The sequence below is a fragment of the Bacillota bacterium genome, assembly GCA_023511455.1.
Lineage (GTDB): Bacteria > Armatimonadota > HRBIN16 > HRBIN16 > HRBIN16 > HRBIN16.
Map to the genome: position 1 here is coordinate 1 of JAIMBJ010000003.1, position 17,639 is coordinate 17,639.

At 59.9% G+C, this 17,639-nt stretch carries 15 protein-coding genes; 8 read left to right on the top strand and 7 right to left on the bottom strand.

Features of this window, described 5'->3' with window-relative positions:
- The first annotated feature begins 140 nt into the window (after positions 1–140).
- Both kdsA and K6U75_02520 read left to right on the top strand, forming a co-directional pair.
- Positions 141–974: a 3-deoxy-8-phosphooctulonate synthase gene (kdsA, locus tag K6U75_02515; GenBank protein ID MCL6473918.1), complete on the top strand. Its 834-nt coding sequence runs from the start codon at positions 141–143 to the stop codon at positions 972–974.
- A gap of 175 nt (positions 975–1,149) precedes the next feature.
- Positions 1,150–2,139, top strand: coding sequence for a Gfo/Idh/MocA family oxidoreductase (locus K6U75_02520; GenBank protein MCL6473919.1), 990 nt, complete (start codon positions 1,150–1,152; stop codon positions 2,137–2,139).
- 80 nt (positions 2,140–2,219) lie between these two features.
- On the opposite strand, the gene ald is transcribed toward K6U75_02520, so the two are convergent.
- Positions 2,220–3,332, bottom strand: a complete 1,113-nt coding sequence (ald, locus tag K6U75_02525) for an alanine dehydrogenase (GenBank protein ID MCL6473920.1) — start codon at positions 3,330–3,332, stop codon at positions 2,220–2,222.
- A gap of 180 nt (positions 3,333–3,512) precedes the next feature.
- Here ald and K6U75_02530 point away from each other — a divergent pair, with 180 nt between their 5' ends.
- From K6U75_02530 to K6U75_02550, 5 genes are all read left to right on the top strand, one after another.
- Entirely contained in the window at positions 3,513–4,598 is a 1,086-nt protein-coding gene (locus tag K6U75_02530) for a deoxyguanosinetriphosphate triphosphohydrolase (GenBank protein MCL6473921.1), read from the top strand.
- Positions 4,599–4,613: 15 nt separating this feature from the next.
- Positions 4,614–4,949, top strand: coding sequence for a hypothetical protein (locus K6U75_02535; protein MCL6473922.1), 336 nt, complete (start codon positions 4,614–4,616; stop codon positions 4,947–4,949).
- 180 nt (positions 4,950–5,129) lie between these two features.
- Complete coding sequence (locus tag K6U75_02540) at positions 5,130–5,900, top strand: TIM barrel protein (protein MCL6473923.1); 771 nt, start codon at positions 5,130–5,132, stop codon at positions 5,898–5,900.
- 261 nt (positions 5,901–6,161) lie between these two features.
- A complete protein-coding gene (locus K6U75_02545) occupies positions 6,162–6,638 on the top strand; it encodes a ubiquinol-cytochrome c reductase iron-sulfur subunit (protein ID MCL6473924.1) in 477 nt (158 codons plus the stop codon).
- A 24-nt stretch (positions 6,639–6,662) separates the two neighbouring features.
- Positions 6,663–8,795, top strand: coding sequence for a cytochrome b N-terminal domain-containing protein (locus K6U75_02550; GenBank protein MCL6473925.1), 2,133 nt, complete (start codon positions 6,663–6,665; stop codon positions 8,793–8,795).
- 69 nt (positions 8,796–8,864) lie between these two features.
- Here the strand turns inward: K6U75_02550 and K6U75_02555 are convergent, their stop codons facing one another.
- The 4 genes from K6U75_02555 to K6U75_02570 form a co-directional block, all read right to left on the bottom strand.
- On the bottom strand, positions 8,865–9,686 hold the full coding sequence (locus tag K6U75_02555; protein ID MCL6473926.1) for a carbohydrate ABC transporter permease: 822 nt from the start codon (positions 9,684–9,686) through the stop codon (positions 8,865–8,867).
- Positions 9,686–10,633, bottom strand: a complete 948-nt coding sequence (locus tag K6U75_02560; protein ID MCL6473927.1) for a sugar ABC transporter permease — start codon at positions 10,631–10,633, stop codon at positions 9,686–9,688. Before K6U75_02560 ends, K6U75_02555 begins: the two co-directional genes overlap by 1 nt.
- The gene (locus K6U75_02565) at positions 10,633–11,958 is read right to left on the bottom strand and encodes an extracellular solute-binding protein (protein ID MCL6473928.1); all 1,326 of its coding nucleotides are present in this window, start codon (positions 11,956–11,958) and stop codon (positions 10,633–10,635) included. Before K6U75_02565 ends, K6U75_02560 begins: the two co-directional genes overlap by 1 nt.
- 179 nt (positions 11,959–12,137) lie before the next feature.
- The gene (locus K6U75_02570) at positions 12,138–14,411 is read right to left on the bottom strand and encodes a VWA domain-containing protein (GenBank protein ID MCL6473929.1); all 2,274 of its coding nucleotides are present in this window, start codon (positions 14,409–14,411) and stop codon (positions 12,138–12,140) included.
- 172 nt (positions 14,412–14,583) lie between these two features.
- On the opposite strand from K6U75_02570, the gene K6U75_02575 reads away from it, so the two are divergent.
- Entirely contained in the window at positions 14,584–14,898 is a 315-nt protein-coding gene (locus tag K6U75_02575) for a hypothetical protein (protein ID MCL6473930.1), read from the top strand.
- Between the two features lie 83 nt (positions 14,899–14,981).
- Here the strand turns inward: K6U75_02575 and K6U75_02580 are convergent, their stop codons facing one another.
- A complete protein-coding gene (locus K6U75_02580) occupies positions 14,982–15,863 on the bottom strand; it encodes a 2-oxoacid:ferredoxin oxidoreductase subunit beta (protein MCL6473931.1) in 882 nt (293 codons plus the stop codon).
- Positions 15,864–15,878: 15 nt separating this feature from the next.
- Positions 15,879–17,615: a 2-oxoacid:acceptor oxidoreductase subunit alpha gene (locus tag K6U75_02585; protein ID MCL6473932.1), complete on the bottom strand. Its 1,737-nt coding sequence runs from the start codon at positions 17,613–17,615 to the stop codon at positions 15,879–15,881.
- Positions 17,616–17,639: the final 24 nt, after the last annotated feature.

Sequence of the window (17,639 nt, forward strand, 5' to 3'; positions counted from 1 at the left end):
CTGTGATACCATCGAAGCGTTTGGATATGTGACATTTCAAACTGGGAATTAAATGTGACTCGCCATTGGTAACAACAGGTTGCTCCCTGGCATCCGTTCCATCGCTTGCACCTGTCGCCCGGTGTTGCTATCATATAGACATGGACGGACAGGTTGTTACCCCAGTACATGTCGACAAAGTAGTTATCGGCGCAGGAGTGCCTGCGCTGATCGCCGGACCGTGCGTCATCGAGAGCGAGGCACTGTGCCTGCAGATTGCCCATGAACTGAAAGCCATCTGCGAGCGTGTAGGTATTCCCTGCATTTTCAAAGCCTCTTTTGACAAAGCCAACCGCACCTCGCTGCATTCCTTCCGGGGACTGGGTATCGAGCAGGGCTTGCGCGTGCTGGCATCGGTCAAACAACAGGTCGGAGTGCCGGTAACCACCGACATCCACGAGCCATGGCAGGCAGAACGCGCCGCCGAAGTGGTAGACCTGCTACAGATACCTGCTTTTCTGTGCAGGCAGACCGATTTGCTGGTCGCCGCCGCTCGCTCCGGCAAGCCGGTGAACGTGAAGAAGGGTCAGTTCATGGCGCCGTGGGATATGCGCCACGTGGTGGAGAAGCTGCGCGAGAGTGGCGCAACGGGTGTGATGCTGACCGAACGCGGCGTCTCCTTCGGCTATAACACGCTGGTGGTAGACTTCACCGCGCTGCCCCAGATGCGTGCACTGGGTACACCGGTGGTATTTGACGCGACGCACAGCGTGCAGTTGCCGGGTGGCGCAGGCGCACGCAGCGGCGGCAGGCGTGAGTTCATTCCCCATCTGGTGCGGGCGGCTGTCGCGGTGGGTATCGATGCCCTCTTTATGGAGGTGCATCCCGAACCTGACCAGGGGTTGTCCGACCCCGCCACCATGTTTCCTCTGCGGGAACTGGAAGTTTTACTGACGCAGGTCGTGGCGATACATCAGGCAATCCGCCGGGGATAAGAGTCATGCGCTGGCGAAGAGGGCTTTGGATTGGTAGTGGGTTGTTCGCGCTGGTATTGGCTCTGTGGTTTTGTGAACATTCCGGCTTCCCCTGCGAAGGTTCTCCCGCAGCGCAGGATATTCGCCTCCGCCTTCAGTAATCTGGTAATAACACCGTTTTGGAGGAGAGTGACGAATGGCAGGAAAGGTACGGATTGGTTTCATTGGGTGTGGCGGCATGGCTCGCTCCCACATGAAGGTTTTCTTCACCAGCGTTCCCGAAGCGCAAATCGTCGCGCTGTGCGACCCCAGCGACGAGCAAATCAAGCGATGCATGGAGGCTTTTCCCTCCCTGAAAGAGGTACCCGTTTTTAAGGACTACCGCGAAATGCTGGAAAAGGTGGCGATGGACGCGGTGGCCATCATCACGCCACATACGCAGCACTTCCAGCAGGCGATGGACGCGCTGGACAAAGGGCTGCACGTGTTGATTGAGAAACCGATGGTATGCACCATCGAGCACGCAAAGATTCTGGTCAATCGCTTTACGGAGACGGGCAAGGTAGGGCTGGTTTCCTACCAGCGTCACTACGCACCGCAGTTCCGCTACATCAAGCAGAGCATCGAATCCGGTAAAGTGGGCGAGGTGCAGTTCATCTCCGCGCTGCAGTGCCAGGGCTGGTACAAGGGCACGATGGGCACCTGGCGTCAGGACCCCGAGCTCTCCGGAGGCGGACAGCTGAACGACTCGGGCAGCCATCTGGTAGACATTATCCTGTGGACTACCGGGCTGACGGTACAGACGGTCACCGCCTTCACGGAGAACTTCGAGTCGAAGGTGGATATCAACAGCGCACTGTCCATCAAGTTCCGCAACGGTGCGCTGGGCAACATCTCCATCGTGGGCAACGCCCCCACCTGGCATGAAGACATCACCTTCTGGTGCAGTGAGGGTATGTTCCTGTACCGGAACGGACACCTGCAGTTCGTGGACGCTGCAGGTAAGCGACACGACCTGACCGAGAAGGACATGCCCGCTGGCAGCAGCCCCGGACGCAACTTTGTCGATGCCATCCTGAAGGGGGTGCCGGTGGAGTCGCCACCGGAGTGTGGGCTGCGCGTCATCGAGATGACCGAAGCCGCGTGGAAGTCCGCCGCACAAAACGGAATGCCGGTCACGGTGTAGGATAAAGGTTAGTGGGCGGGCTACGCGCGGTAGCCTGCCCTTCGGTCCTGCTGATAGCGAACTGGTCTTTGCAGAGACAGTCACAGCACGGCTTCCACCGGTGTATAGGTCAGCCCGAACAGCTCCGCAATCGCAGCATAAGTCACTTTGCCATCCACGATATTGAGCCCACGCTGCAGAGGTGGATGCTTGCGTGCCGCCTCCCGCCAGCCGAGATTCGCCAGCTCCAGCACCCAGCGGGTGGTCTCATTGGTCAGGGCGTAGGTGCTGGTACCGGGCACCGCACCGGGCATGTTTGTCACACAATAGTGGATGATGCTGTCCACCGTGTAGGTTGGATGCGAATGGGTGGTGGGTTTAGACGTTTCGGCGATGCCGCCCTGATCGATGCTGATGTCCACAATCACCGCGCCCGGCTTCATCAGCGACAGCATGTCGCGTGTGATGAGAATGGGCGCACGCGCCCCCGGACGCAGTGCCGCTCCGATGACCAGGTCCGCGCGGCGCAGCTCCTCGCGGATGTTGTAGGCGTTGGACATCAGCGTGTCCACGTTCTTGGGCAGGATGTCTTCCAGCACCCGCAGGCGGGCGGTGTTGATGTCCATCACCGTGACGTTCGCGCCAATGCCTGCGGCTATCTTCGCCGCGTTCGTGCCTGCTACGCCGCCGCCGAGTACCAGCACATGCGCGGGGCGCACCCCGGGCACGCCGGAAAGCAGGATACCGCGCCCTTCCATCGGTCGCTCCAGATACTTCGCCCCCTCCTGAATCGCCATCCGCCCGGCGATTTCGCTCATCGGAATCAGTAGCGGCAGCGATCCGTCGTCCAGCTGGATGGTCTCGTAGGCGATGCACACCGCCCCGCTGCGTATCATCGCCTGTGTCAAGCCCTCATCAGCCGCAAAGTGGAAATAGGTGAACAGAACCTGTCCGGGGCGCATGAGAGGGTATTCCTGTGGCAAAGGTTCCTTGACCTTCACCACCATATCCGCCTGCGCGTATACGGTTTGCGCATCGGGCACGATTCGAGCGCCAGCCTGTGCATACTCTTCGTCGGTGATGCCGGTGCCTTTGCCCGCGCCCGATTCGAGAAGCACCGTATGCCCTGCTTTGGTCAATATCTCCACGCCCGCAGGCACCATTGCCACGCGGTACTCGCTGTCCTTAATCTCTCGCGGCACACCGATAACCATCTTCCGTTTCTCCTCCCTAACGCCGTTGTTAGCCGGGGACTGTACACCGTACCCTCAACAACTCATTCTCCTTCGCGGCAGGGATCTCCTGCGGGGGGCGTAGCCCGTCCTGCGTTGCGCTTGCGTGCATCATACGGTATACTATGAGTGTTGCCGAACTCAGTGCTGAGTGTTTATTCCATGACCAGCATCTCTATTCGGGACGGTTCCATCCGCCAACAGATTGAGCAATGGGAGCTGCAGACCCTCTCGCCGTACGCGGCGAAAAGCACGCAATCGCGTGGTAGACTGCGCCACGAACCACCCTGCCCGGTCAGAACCTGCTTCCAGAGAGACCGCGACCGGGTGTTGCACTCTAAGGCGTTCCGCCGCCTGAAGCACAAAACGCAGGTCTTCCTTGATCCTGAAGAAGACCACTATCGCACGCGCCTGACGCACACGCTGGAGGTGGCGCAGATTGCCCGTACGATCAGCCGCGCCCTGCGTCTCAATGAAGACCTGACCGAAGCCATCGCGCTGGCGCACGATTTGGGGCATCCGCCGTTTGGACACGCGGGGGAGCAGGCGCTGGACGAGGTGTTGCAGGAATATCTGCCCGGCAAACGCTTCCGCCACTGGGAGCAGAGCCTGCGCGTGGTGGACGTGCTGGAGCGAGAGGGCAGGGGACTGAACTTGACCCACGAGACGCGGGAAGGTATCCTGTACCATAGTAAAGGTAGAGCCGACCTCGACGCCGACCTTCTGCCCGATGAATGCACGCTGGAGGCACAGGTAGTGCGCATCGCCGACCGAATCGCCTATGTGAATCACGACATCGACGATGCCATTCGGGCGAGGGTCATTCAGCCGAACGATTTACCGTCAGAGTGCGTCCAATTGCTTGGTGAAACTTCGTCTGAGCGCATCGAGTCTATGGTACTGGATGTGATTGAAAACAGCCTGGGGTGCGCTCACGTTTGTATGAGCGTCCCCGTACAGCAGGCGACAGACAGGCTGAAAGAGTTCCTGTTTGAACGGGTGTATCAGGAAGAGGCTATCGGCTTGAAGGAGCTGCAAAAGGCGAAGGGTATCTTGAAGGCACTGTTCCGCTTCTATATGGAGCATCCGGAGCTGTTACCACAGAGCGGGCGGCGATTGACCGATAATACCAGTGTGGAGGCTCTGGCGCAGGCGGTGTGCGACTACCTGGCAGGTATGACCGACCGCTTCGCCATGAACACCTACAGCAACTATTTTGTGCCGCGCATGTGGCATATCACCTCCTGACAAGGAGAAACGACGATGGAAGACTCTCAGAACATGCGAACCGGTATCTTCTGCTCCTGCGGGCAGCGCATCTACGAAAAGGATGTGGTGCAGCGGGGCTACTACCTGCGTCGAGTCGGCTCGAACTTTGTGTATATCCGTTACCGGTGTCCCAAATGCAAGCGGCTCGGCGAGCAGTTCATCCGGCAGGAGGCATGGAACGAGCGACTGCTGCGCGGCGAAGCCAACGAACTCACCCCCTCGGAGAAAGAGCGGGTGGAAAAACTCGGACCGATTACCATCGATGAGATGATCGACTTCCACGAATACCTGGAGCAAGACCCCTCCCTGCGCCTGATGCCGGATAAGTAGCACCCTACACCAAAAGCCAGCTGTAAAGGGCAGAAACTGGGTATTTCGCTGACGATTGGCGTGATGGGAGCGAATAGTCTCCGAAAGCCTCACACTGTTCAGCAAGACGAGAGGCTGCAGGAATCCTTCTGCCGAACAGAGAACCCCCTCCACATAAACCGTGCGTCAGGAGGAAAGGTGATGGCGTTCAAACAGTCGTTCTCGTGGTGGTGCTTTGCCGGGCGACCAGATATCGGTGGCGATGCCGCGAAGTTGCTCCAAGGGGCAAAATCCATCGGATACGATGGGGTCGACCTCGCCCCGACCGAGATACTGGATATGGTCAAGGAGCACGGGCTGGAAATAGCCAGCTATGTGGGGCACGCCTCGCTGACCGATGGGCTGAATCGGCGCGAAAACCATCAACGCATCGCCGAGGAACTGCACCGCAACATCGAACTGGCGAAGAAGTATGGCATCCCCAATCTGGTATGCTTCTCGGGCAACCGCAACGGGCTGGACGATGAGCGCGGCGCGGAAAACACCGCTGAGGGACTGAAACTGGTCGCCAAAGCGGCGGAAGAGGCTGGGGTGATGCTGGTGGTGGAGCTGCTCAACTCCAAAGTCGACCACAAGGACTATCAATGCGACCGCACTGCATGGGGCGTGAAGGTGTGCCAGATGGTGGGTTCGCCCGCGGTGAAGCTGCTGTACGACATCTATCACATGCAGATTATGGAAGGCGATATCATCCGCACCATCCGCCAGAACATTCAGTGGATCGGGCACATGCACACCGCTGGCAACCCCGGGCGCAACGATATGGACGAGACGCAGGAGCTGTACTACCCCGCCATCGCCCGCGCCATCCAGGAGACGGGCTACGACCGCTGGGTAGGGCACGAGTTCATCCCCAAGGGCAACGATACCTTCGCCGCCCTGCGCCACGCCTACGAGCTGTTCCGGGTGTAATCGTTCGCCATGCCCCTGTCGCCAACCGACAGGGGCGACCGCGGCTCCCCTGTCATCCTCTTTCTCAATGGCTCAATGGAAGGAATCCCTCTAGATATGATAAAATATATATTGATGTAGAACTCTAATTAGCAGCGCCGTTCACGTTGTTGGATACATCTGGATAGACAAGCCCGGTTGGCTTGCCTGGGAGGGTTCCGGAAAACGGGAGCAGAACAGCAGTTCTGGGGCAACGGATTGAGGAGTGAGGGAGCAGCAAGCATGGAACAGCAAGTCACACGCCGTCAGTGGCTGGCATTTCTGGTGAAAGCATTGGGAACTGTTTTGGCATTCGCGTATGGCATTCCCGTGCTGGCGATGGTGATTGTTCCTGCCTTTCGCAAACAAAAGTCGCCATGGATTAAGGTTGGCGAAATCAAAGAGTTTCCTGCAGGCGAACCCAAAGCGGTGACCCTGAGCTATCAGCGACGGGATGGCTGGGTTATCCGCACCGTTCGCAGCACAGTGTATGTGGTAAACGGCACAGATGGCTCGCTCAAGGTGCTTTCCAATATCTGTACTCACGCCAGCTGCGCGGTGCGCTGGGAAGCAAGTAAGAGCGCCTTCTACTGCCCGTGCCACGTCGCGTATTTCGACGCGGATGGTAAGGTGATACAGGGTCCGCCCCCACGCCCTCTGGTGCAGTACCCGTACAAGGTGGAAGGTGGCTCGCTGTATGTGCGCCTGGATAACGTATAGCGCGTCGCAAGGAGGTAGATAACCATGTTGCGCAAGCTGCTTGACTGGCTGGAGCGGGAGACCGGCGTTATCAGCGCCTGGGGGCGTTTCTGGGCGCAGCCTCTGCCCCAAGGGGTAGGCTGGTGGCACATCTTCGGGGCGTTGACGCTGATAACACTGGTCATACTGTTCCTCACTGGCGGCGCGCTGATGTTCTACTATAGTCCTACCCCAGACCAGGCCTACGCTTCGGTGCAATATATCGAACATTATTTGCCTGCCGGACAGTTCATCCGCGCCCTGCACTACTGGGCAGCACGGCTTATCGTGCTGCTGGTGATCATCCATATCGTCCGGGTGTTTCTGTGGGGAGCCTACAAGCGTCCCCGCCAGATGATATGGGTTAGCGGAGTGTTGCTGCTGTTAGTGGTCATTGGCTTTGGATTAACCGGCTATGCGCTGCCGTGGGACCAAAAGGCGTATTGGGGCACGGTGGTGCGTCTGAAGATTGCCGAGGGCATCCCACTGATTGGCCCGTCCGTGGCTGCCTTTCTGCGTGGCGGCGACACGGTGGGCGCGGTCACCCTGATGCGTTTCTTTGTGTTGCACGTGTTTGTGCTGCCTGCGCTGGTCTTCCTGCTGACTGCATGGCATGTGATACAGGTGCGCCGTCTGGGGGTAACGCCACCGGGTGTGCAGGTTACTGAGGAAGCCAGTGTGCCGCACACGCAAATGCTATACCCCGACCACACCGCTCGTATTGCCGTGGGAGCCCTCATCCTCTCGGTGTTGCTCATCGGGCTATCGTTGCGGTTCCCTGCGCCGCTCGAGCCGCGTGCGAATCCCTTAGACACGGCATACAAGCCACATCCCGATTTTTATGTGCTATGGATGCACGAGCTGGTCAACCTCTTCCCGCCTCATTTAGAGTTCGTGGGCTCGTTTGTGTTGCCGACCATCCTGCTGCTGTTGCTGCTTGTGGTGCCTTTTGTGGAGCGCAATCCCGAGCGTCAACCGAGGAAGCGACTGAAGGCACTGAGTGCAGGTACTTTGGTACTGCTGGCGATCGTCGCGCTTAACGTGAAGGGGATGGAAGCCCTGCCGCAGCCAGAGCGGCTGTCCCCTCTGGAGCAGCGCGGGCAGCAGATTTTTGTGGAGCTGAAGTGCTACTCCTGTCACGGCATCAACGGCGGCGGCGGGCCCGTAGGGCCCGACCTGGGTCTGGGAGGCAAACGCGACCCGGAGATGGTGCGTGCCCTGCTGCGCAACCCGTCCGCCCATAACGCCCATACTATCATGCCTGCCTACCAGCTGCCCAGGGAACAGGAAGATGCGCTGGTGGCATATATCGTCAGCATCGGCCCAAACTCCAAAATGCCGCCCATTCCGCCGACGGAGCCCGAGAAACCTGCTTCGCACTTCGAGGAGAACTGGTTCGTGAACCACAAGTTCGAGGTGCGCAAAGACCCCGGCAGCTGTAGCGACTGTCATAAGCCGTTCTTCTGTCAGGCATGCCATCAGAACCGCCGCCCCAGCTCACACGATGCCCAGTGGCTGAAGTTCCACTTTGGCAACGCCGCCGAGCGACCGGAGATGTGCGCCACCTGTCACTCACCGGACTACTGTGAGACCTGCCACAAGGTCATGCGCCACGATACCCAGTGGTTGCGACAGCATGGGGCGAAGTTGAACGAGCTGGGCGACAAAATGCGTTGGTCGGGAGAGACCATGAGGCAGCTGTGCAGTCACTGCCACACGCCGCAGTCGTGCCAGAACTGTCACGGCGTACCGATGCCACATCCCGAAGGCTGGGACGAGAAGCACGCGCAGGTCGGGCATCAGAACCCGGCGCTGTGCCAGCGGTGCCACAACTTCCAGTCCGACACCTGCCAGACCTGCCACCAGATGCGCCCCTCCTCCCACACGGAGGACTTCCGCAAGGAGCATCCCCGCCGCATCACCGATAGTGGCGCGAGCTGTCAGGTGTGTCACGGGCGCAACGCCTGCATGGACTGCCACAAGGTGCCCATGCCGCATCCGCCAGATTTTGGCGAGTCGCACGCTAAACTGGGGCAACAGCGGGGCTGGAAAGGTTACACTGGAGTGAAGAAGCTGCAGGCAGCGCAGTGCGCTACCTGCCATGATGTCAAATACTGTAATCAGTGCCATCAACCGTAGAGGGTAAACACCCGTTGCCGCTTAGCGTTGGTGGGCAGCCCGACCATGCTGAAACACCTGCTAAGCGGTTTACCCCTTGACGGCTCCGGCGGTCAGTCCCGCAATGAACTCCTTCTGCAGTAACATGAAGAGGATAATCACCGGTAGCACGCTCAGCAAAGTGCCCGCCATCAGCGTGCCGTACTGTTGTTGATATAACCCCACCAGCTGGTTCAGCGCGATGGGCAGGGTGAACCGTTCGGTCTTGTGCAGGATGATCTGGGGCCAGAGGAAGCTGTTCCATGTACCCATAAAGCTGATGAGGCAAAACGCGCCAATCATCGGGCGGGAGACAGGCATCACGATGTCCCAGTAGATACGGAACTCCGAGCATCCGTCGATTCGCGCCGCGTGGAGCAGCTCATCGGGTACTTGCAGGATGGATTGACGGAACAGGAAGATGCCGAACACGCTGACCGCGCCGGGCACTACCAGCCCTGCGTAGCTGTCCACCAGCCCCATTCGGTAGATGAGTTCGTACAGCGGCGCCATCAACACCTGACTGGGCAACATCATGGTGGAAAGCATCAGAATCATGATGGGCTTTTTACCTTTGAAGTCGTACTTTGCCAGCGCGAAGCCCGCCAGCGAGGAGAAGAACAGCTGCACAATGACCATCGTGCTGGCAACGAAGATGCTGTTTATCATATAGCGGTGGAAGGGTACGGTGCTGAACAGGTCGCGGAAGTTATAGGTGCTGAGGCGTGGCGCGAAGAAGGTGTAGCTGAACAGGTCATCGGGCGATTTGAGCGTTGCCGCCAGCAGCCACACCATCGGCGTCAGCGTCAGGGCGGCAAAAGCCAGCAGAGACAGGTTGACCACGAAGCGAGCGACTCGCTGAAAAGTCTTCATCAGTCTCCCCCCTTCCACGCGCCCGTCACGCGCATCTGCACCAGGCTAATCATCAGCACGCCCAGAGCCAGCGTCCATCCAACGGTCGAAGCGTAGCCCAGATCGCCCGTAATAAAGCCTGTCTGATAGAGGTACATCACGATGGTCAGACCCGCCTGGTCGGGACCGGCGGAGTTATTGAGCATAATCCAGGGCAGTTCGAACAGCTGGAACGAGCCGATGGTGCTCATCACCAGGACGAACACCGCCACCGGTTTGATGCCGGGCAGGGTCACCGCCCAGAACTGGTGCCAGGCGTTGGCGCCGTCCACCGTCGCCGCCTCGTACAGGTCTTTATCCACCGCCTGCAGCGCGGCAAGGAAATAAATCATATTGAAGCCCACGTACATCCACAGCGACGTCAACACCAGGGCAGGCATCACCAGATTGGGGTTCGCCAGCCATTTGGTGTCCAGCGGCACGCCGGCGATGAAGTGCAGGAAACGGTTGACCAGCCCGTATTGCGGGATGAACAGCACGCTGAACAGCACGCCCACAAACACCTGCCCCAGCAGATTGGGCGAGAAGAAGGCGAGGCGCAGAATCTCGCGCCCGCGCACCCAGCGGCTGTTCAGCAACAGCGCGAGGCCCAGGCTCAACGGCAGTTGCAGAAACACCGACCAGAAGGCAAAAACGGCAGTATTCCACACCGCCTTATGGAAATCGCGGTCGGAGAACAGGAAGATAAAGTTCTGCAACCCCACGAACACCGCGCTTTTCGGACCGTTTGTGGCGTAAAACGCGAGTATCAGGCTCTTGACGATAGGGTACGCGCCGAAGATGGCGAACAGTATCAGGAACGGCGATACGAACAGGTAGGGCGCCATCTTATATTGCAGCACGAACCAGCGCGAGGTGCGCACGGCTCGCGCGGGCGCAATCGAGATGTCGGTAGGTCGGGTTGCCATCAGTAGGGGTTCCTCCGCATCAGTCTTCGTACTTCGTCTGCGCTCTGTTTGAGGCGTTTGCGCACGAACTCCTCGAAGCCTTTGTCACCGTTTTGCTTGTAATATTGCACGCACGCCACCAGCGCCTCGCTGAGCTTGCCCTTCGCCGTGCCGATAAAGGGACTGGTGTACTGGAACGGCACATCGGGCGCCAGCTGCGCGTACAGCCTGCCCAGTGGCTGATTGCTCCAGTAGGGGCGCGGTTCATCGTAGGCGGGGTGATCCCAGGCGTCCTTCGCGGGAGGCAAAATGTTGGTGTCTCGGAACCGCTGTGCGAGGTCGTCTTTGTTCAGGTAAAGATGCAGTGCCAGCTCCCACGCCAGATCGGGGTATTTGCAGTGTTTGGTAATGCCTATCATCGTGCCGCCCCAGGTGCTGGTGCGCCTGCCGCCCGGATAAACCGCAGGCAGAGGCATCAGCGCCATCTTACCGCGCATTTTGGGCACGTCCACCTCGATGGTCTTGGAACGCCAGTCAGGGGTGATCATGCACAGGAAGTAGCCGTCTTCTACCGCGCGGGTGAAGATTTGCCCGCCACCCAGGTCGCTGGCGATGCGGTTGGGTCCGGCAACCAGCGGCACGTAAAAGAGCATGGTCTGCACCGCGATTTCGTTGTCCATGATGCAGTTGCCCTGTGGGTCGAACAGACCGCCGCCGCGCTGGTACAGCAGGGGTTCGAAACGGCTGGACTCGCTGTCGGGCAGCTCCAGCATGTAGCGTTTACCTGGGATGGTGACCTTTCGCCCCACAGCGATGAAGTCATCCCACGTCTGGATTTTGCTCACGTCGATGCCCAGCTGGTCGAAGATGTCGCGGCGGTAGGCAATCATCACGGGATGGACGTCGTGCGGCAGCCCAAAGATGCGCCCGCGGCTGGTGTAAGGGGCAAATCGTGCCTGCACCATGCGGTCGTATAACCCCGATTGCTTGATGCGGTCGGTCAGGTCGCGGAAGCCGACGTCCTTGAGTGGTCCGCGGAAGAAACTGCCCGCCGCGCTGATTTCCACCTCCACCAGGTCGGGCACATCGAGGTCGGAGAGGAACGCCGCCTGCAAGCGCGAGGTCACCGCCTGCCATGAGACCAGCTGCAGGTCTACCTTCACGCCCGGATGTTTGGCTTCAAACGAGGGTATCGCCTGCTTGTAGGCGTCATAGTGCGTTTTGGCGAACGTCCACATCACCAGCGTGGCTTTCTTCGGCGGAATGGGATTGAATGCCAGCCACACCGCCGAAAGTATCGATAGAACGAGCATACTCAGAGCCGCAGGTCCATACGGAAAACGCATGGTAAACACCCCAGAAGCGTGATACCCTTAGAAGAAATATTTCCATCTGCCTGCGTCTGATTCCTGCCCTTAAACGATTTAGATTGGGGTGCTGGGCTACCGGCGCGGTCGCCCGGCAACAGTTGCGGCTCCCCCGGAGGTTCGCCCTTCGGGCGATACGCCGGACACCAGCATCTCCACTACGCCCTCGCCTCGATCAACCGCCACTCGTCTTCCGTCAGGTCGGTCTTGCCATCCGGTGCGATTTGCACCGCTACGCGCTCCAGCTGCACCAGCACCTCCTCGCCCAGCGACAGGTACTGCCGCAGCTCAGGACGTCTGCGCAACAGGGCGAAGTGCGCGTCGCTGAACGCCTGCACCTTAATCACCTGCTGTCCGCTCTGATAGCGGCTGTCCATCCACTGCCTGCCCTGCTGGTAGAAGGTACGCCCGCCGATGTTGCGCACCACCTGCTGGGCGCGCTGGGCTGTGCCGTCGGGTGCAACCAACAGTCCGAGGCTTTCGTGACTCTGCGCTGGTATTCCCGGCAGTCCAGCCATGGCGGGCGGAGCCGCTGCACCTCCAGTACCCTGCCGTTGCAGTGCCTGAGCTCGCACGCTGGCATCTACTGCTCCCTTGCCCAGGGTCAGACCAGAGATCAGCAGCATCGTGACGAATTCCCTCGCTCGCAAGGACACTCGTCGGTCGTCGCCCCGTGCCAGAATCATGTCCTCGTCGATCAGGAAGGAAGTATATTCGGTGACGATGCCGTACTCTCTGGCAAGGCGCACAATCTCGTCGATGACCTCCTGATTGCGACGCAGGCGCACCTCGTCCATCAGATAGCCGATTTTGCGCATTGCCCACAAGCGCGGGATGAAGTCCATGCTCTCGGCGCGGTCGGGGAAGTCCACCACGTGCCGGATGCGCTCCTGTCGCTGGCGAGACATCGCCTCCAGCACCACGGCGCCACGCCCACTGCCCCTGTAGCGACCGGCGACGACTACCTGGTCACCGGCAAAAAGGTCTGGCAGGTCGCGCGGGTAAAGGTCATACGCATCGACACCTTCGCAGAACAGCTTTAGGTCTGCCAGCACCGGCACGCTGATGGCGTTGTAGAAGGCGGAGACGCGCGCTTCAATGTTCTCTTCGGGGCGGACGTAGCTGGCAATCCCCCGGTTGCGCTGGCACAGCGTGTCCAGCAGATTCACGTTGACATCATAGCCCACGCCGAAGGCGAAAACGCGCACGCGACGGCTCTGGTTCATCTCGTCAACGGCGCTCAGGATGCGCTGAGGGTCGGTCTCGCCCACGGTGGGCAAGCCGTCGGTCAGGAACACCACTGCCTGCAGCACATTCCTCTGCTCGTTGGGGAACAGACGCAACGCTTCGCGCAGGGCGTCGGCGATGTTGGTGCCTCCCTGTGCGGTCAGTGCCTCGACTTCGCGCACCGCCTTCTCGACGTTCTCGCGGGTGACGGGTACCAGCCCGTCGAACAGCTTTTGCGGCTGCTCGTTGAAGAGGATGACGTTAAATCGGTCTTCGGGCTGCAGGTTGCGCACACAATACGCCAGCGCCTCTTTCGCCTGCTTGATTTTGTCGCCCCCCATGCTACCCGTGCGGTCGAAGACGAACACCAGGTGCCGGGGCATTCGGGGCGGTTGCTGGCCTCCGTTAGGGGCAAGCAGCAGGAGGAAGTAGCCGTCGCCCGTGGTGCGGTAGGTCAGCACGCGCAGGTCGTACTGCTCGGTGGAGGTGGTGTAGTATACCTGCAGGTCGCGCTCGGGGATAATGGTTTCTGCGCTCCACTCGATGGTGGCGCGGTTCGCTCCCTCACGCTTGACCACCGCTTCCGAATGCGAGGGGCAGTAGACGTTGGTCAGCGGTGCGACGGTGGCAATCTCCACTCGCACCCGCACGTAGCCCACCGGGTCCGTCGGGCGGGTAGCCGCGCGGGTGGCTCGCAGGGGAAGCAGGTAGCGGTTGACCTCGCCCTCGCGCCGCAGGGTTTCCGTGTAGCGCAACTGGATGCGCCGCTCGCCCTTTGGGGGAATGGGGAACACCCGCGCCCGCAGCACGTTGCGCTCGGCGAACTCCAGCAGGGCGGGGTCTCTTCGGCGGCGGACGATGTTCTCGTAGATGCGTCGCGCCTCCTCTTTGGGCAGCAGGCGCGCTTCTACCGCCCTATCGCCGACCGTCAGCGTGAAGCGGGTGACCGCCGCCCCTTCCGGCACAGGGAACCAGTATTCCGCCTCCTGCGCGACCTCGGTGAGGTTCACGAAGGTCTGTTCGATGGTCGTTTCTGCCACGCCGTCGCGGATGGAGACGTTGACCAGATGCTGTTTCACCCGGAAGGGCAACGGAACGCGCGTATCACGGGGAGAACCGTCGGCGACGGGTATCAGGATGCCCTGCGCCAGCAGGGGGACCGCAAACCCCAGCAGCAACACCATCACCAGCGCGGGAGTGCGCATGTTTCCGTCCTCCTTTGCACGGTTTTGCGCATTTTAGACGATGGCACGGGGCAAGGGGTTATCCGTAAGGTGCTTCATCTCCGTCTGCTGGCTAATTTGAATGTAAAATATGCTTCACAAAACCACCCCATTTCCTCCTTGATACAACCTCGCAAGATTTACCATCTTATAAATGTGCAGACACGCCACGCGGGTGCTGCGGGTGGAGCTTCGCACCAGGCGAGTGGGCACGGAGAGTAACCCCGCTGCGCCGGTATACGTCAAAGTGGTGGAGACCACTGCCCCGACGGATGTGGTGGAAGTGGAATTGACCTTGCCCGCGGGGGCGTATACAGTTCAGGCGAAAGCGAACCACTGGCTGCGCGGGGAGGTGGCGGTGGTCTCGTCGGTGTCGTGGATATTCGCTGCGCCGACGGGGGCGGACAAGGTGACGCTGTTCGACTTCGGCGTGCTGGTCAAAAACTTCGGTGAGACGGGAGAGGAGTAGTGATGCCTCCCATCCCCTCAATTCGTCGGTAGGGCAGGGGAGGATGCGCTGTAGCATCTCCCCTGCTCTGTGCTCCCACTGCCCTACATGTACCGCTTAAACAGCTGCTCCACGCTGGCGTTCTCGGTATATGCCTGCTGCTGGATGTGGGCGAGTTCTTCATCCAGTGTGGGGCGCTCCACCCGATACAGGATGCCGACGGGGAACGGATTCTCTTCCTCCGCCAGCCGCAGCGCGGCGTACTTGTCCGTCGGGTCGTGCGTTTCGGGGATTTCGTATACTTTACCTTTATAGTGGTCGTAGGTCTGCACCTTGTTGAAGGTCACGCATGGGCTGAACACGTCCACCAGCGCGAAACCGCGATGCCGGATGGCTTCCGAAATGAGGCGCGCCAGATGATTGGGCATGCCGGAGTAACCGCGCGCCACGAAGGTGGCTCCCGACACGATGGCGATTTGTAGCGGGTTCAACATGCCCTCTACGTTGCCAAAGGGGGTGGTCTTGGTCACAAAGCCGTGCGAGCTGGTGGGTGAGGTCTGTCCTTTCGTCAAACCGTAAATCTGGTTGTTCATCACGATGTAGGTGATGTCGATGTTGCGTCGGGCGGCGTGGGGGAAATGCTCCATGCCAATCGCGTAGGCATCGCCGTCCCCGCCCACTCCGATGACCGTTAGTTCGGGGTTTGCCAGCTTGATGCCTGTTGCTACCGGCAGGATACGCCCGTGTACTCCGTGAAAGCCGTATGTCGCCACGAAGCTGGGCGTTCGGCTGGAGCATCCGATACCTGAGACCAGCACCGTCCTGTCGGGATCCAGATTCAGCTGGCTCATGGCTTTCAGCAGGGCGTTCAGCACGCCATAGTCGCCACAGCCGGGGCACCAGATAGGCTCCAGATGGCTTCTGTAGTCCTTCGGCTGGCGCTGGACGGGCTGGGTTTGTATGGATAAGGTCTGTGTCTCTGCCATTCTCTGTCTCCTCTCTCACATCCGGGCAACGCGGATGATTTCTTCTTTGATTTCTTCCGGGTCAAAGGGCAAACCCGTATCCTTCGCGTAGGAAAACGGTTCGATATTCGTTTGCGAACGCAGATAGGCGGCGAATTGACCGGTAAAGTTCTTTTCCGGCACCAGCACCCTTTTGACCTTGCTGGCGAACTCCTCCATGCACTTCACCGGCAGGGGCATCAGCATCTTCGGGTACAGGGCTGCCGCCTTCACGCCTTCCTGTTGCGCCAGCTGAATGGCTTCGCGGATGACTCCCTCGGTGGAACCCCAGCCGATGATGCCCACGTCCGCCCCCTCGGGCTCGCCCCACACGCGCACAAACTGTTCCGCATATTGCTCGCCGAGGTGTTGTAGCTTGCGGAATCGCTTGGATTTCATCGCCTGCAGGTTTTCGGGCGTGTAGGTGGGGTCGCTCCACTCGTTATGCTCGATACCTGTCGACATATAGGCTTTGTGTGGCACGCCGGGTATCGCCATGGGCGAGACGCCGGTTTCTGTGATGGCATAGCGGGCGTAATGGCCATTGGTGCTGACATCCGGCATGATGCGCTCCCAGCGCGGCACGCGCGCCAGATCAGGCTTCGGGATGGTACAGCGACGGTGCGCCAGCGACTGGTCGGACAGCACGATGACCGGCAGCTGGTAGCGCTCGGCGATATTGAAGGCGTGCTGAATCAGATAGAAACAGTCTTCCACGCTGGTCGGCGCCATCACCACGCGCGGCGACTCGTTGTGCACGCCATACAGGGCGATATTCAGGTCACCCTGAGAGGTCTTCGTGGGTAGACCCGTGCTTGCGCCTCCCCGTTGTACGTCCACAATCACCGCCGGGATTTCCGCCTGCGCCGCGAGGTTAATCTGCTCGACCATCAGCGAAAAGCCGGGTCCGGATGTCGCGGTCATGGCGCGCTTGCCCGCGAAGGACGCACCCAGAACAATCCCCAGCGACGAGATTTCGTCTTCCGCCTGGATAACCACTCCACCAAAGCGAGGCAAAACCGGCGCCAGCACCTCCATGATGTCCGTCGCAGGGGTAATGGGATAACCCGCGTACACGCCGACCCCCGCATGGATGGCTCCCAGCGCTATCGCCTCGTTGCCGTTGATGATGAGGCGATCGGGGTTGCCCCTGTCTATGCCCGCGAGCAGGGGAGTCCACCGGTCTATATGCTCGGAAACGTAGTGGTATCCCGCGTGCAGCGCCTGATAGTTTCTCTGCACGACCTCTTCGCCTTTCCGCTTGAAGGTCTGCTCGGCAATCTTTTCGCCCGCTTCCACCGGCGCGCCAAGATAGCGTAGAATCACCCCCAGTGCCACCATGTTCTTGGTGAGTATCGAGCCTGTCTCTTTGGCTATCGTGCCAATGGGAACGGGGATCACGCGGTGGTTGGGCAGGTCATGGGTGGGCACATTGTCGCTGTCGTAAATCAGCGTGCCCCCCGCGCGCAGCGAGGCGATGTTGTCACGATAACCCTCCTCGTTCAGTGCCACAAATACATCCACACGACTGCCGTAGGAGAGAAGCACGTGGTCTGCAACACGCACCTGATACAGCACGGTGCCCCCTTTAATCTCGGCAGGATAGGTGCGGAAGGTGTATACTTCATAGCCCAATCGCGCTAACGCCGTCGTTAGCATCTCACCGAGGCTCAGCACCCCTTCGCCCGACTCTCCCGCCAGGCGCACCACAAAGTCTGTTCGTGAGCCTTCCATGTTTCCACCCCTTTGTGTTGTAGG

Bases quoted from the DNA above. Each gene is read 5' to 3' on its own strand.
- K6U75_02555 (MCL6473926.1), bottom strand. From the start codon at position 9,686: ATGAAGACTTTTCAGCGAGTCGCTCGCTTCGTGGTCAACCTGTCTCTG.
- ald (MCL6473920.1), bottom strand. From the start codon at position 3,332: ATGGTTATCGGTGTGCCGCGAGAGATTAAGGACAGCGAGTACCGCGTG.
- K6U75_02535 (MCL6473922.1), top strand. From the start codon at position 4,614: ATGGAAGACTCTCAGAACATGCGAACCGGTATCTTCTGCTCCTGCGGG.
- K6U75_02575 (MCL6473930.1), top strand. From the start codon at position 14,584: ATGTGCAGACACGCCACGCGGGTGCTGCGGGTGGAGCTTCGCACCAGG.
- kdsA (MCL6473918.1), top strand. From the start codon at position 141: ATGGACGGACAGGTTGTTACCCCAGTACATGTCGACAAAGTAGTTATC.
- K6U75_02520 (MCL6473919.1), top strand. From the start codon at position 1,150: ATGGCAGGAAAGGTACGGATTGGTTTCATTGGGTGTGGCGGCATGGCT.
- K6U75_02565 (MCL6473928.1), bottom strand. From the start codon at position 11,958: ATGCGTTTTCCGTATGGACCTGCGGCTCTGAGTATGCTCGTTCTATCG.
- K6U75_02585 (MCL6473932.1), bottom strand. From the start codon at position 17,615: ATGGAAGGCTCACGAACAGACTTTGTGGTGCGCCTGGCGGGAGAGTCG.
- K6U75_02580 (MCL6473931.1), bottom strand. From the start codon at position 15,863: ATGGCAGAGACACAGACCTTATCCATACAAACCCAGCCCGTCCAGCGC.
- K6U75_02530 (MCL6473921.1), top strand. From the start codon at position 3,513: ATGACCAGCATCTCTATTCGGGACGGTTCCATCCGCCAACAGATTGAG.
- K6U75_02550 (MCL6473925.1), top strand. From the start codon at position 6,663: ATGTTGCGCAAGCTGCTTGACTGGCTGGAGCGGGAGACCGGCGTTATC.
- K6U75_02560 (MCL6473927.1), bottom strand. From the start codon at position 10,633: ATGGCAACCCGACCTACCGACATCTCGATTGCGCCCGCGCGAGCCGTG.
- K6U75_02545 (MCL6473924.1), top strand. From the start codon at position 6,162: ATGGAACAGCAAGTCACACGCCGTCAGTGGCTGGCATTTCTGGTGAAA.
- K6U75_02540 (MCL6473923.1), top strand. From the start codon at position 5,130: ATGGCGTTCAAACAGTCGTTCTCGTGGTGGTGCTTTGCCGGGCGACCA.
- K6U75_02570 (MCL6473929.1), bottom strand. From the start codon at position 14,411: ATGCGCACTCCCGCGCTGGTGATGGTGTTGCTGCTGGGGTTTGCGGTC.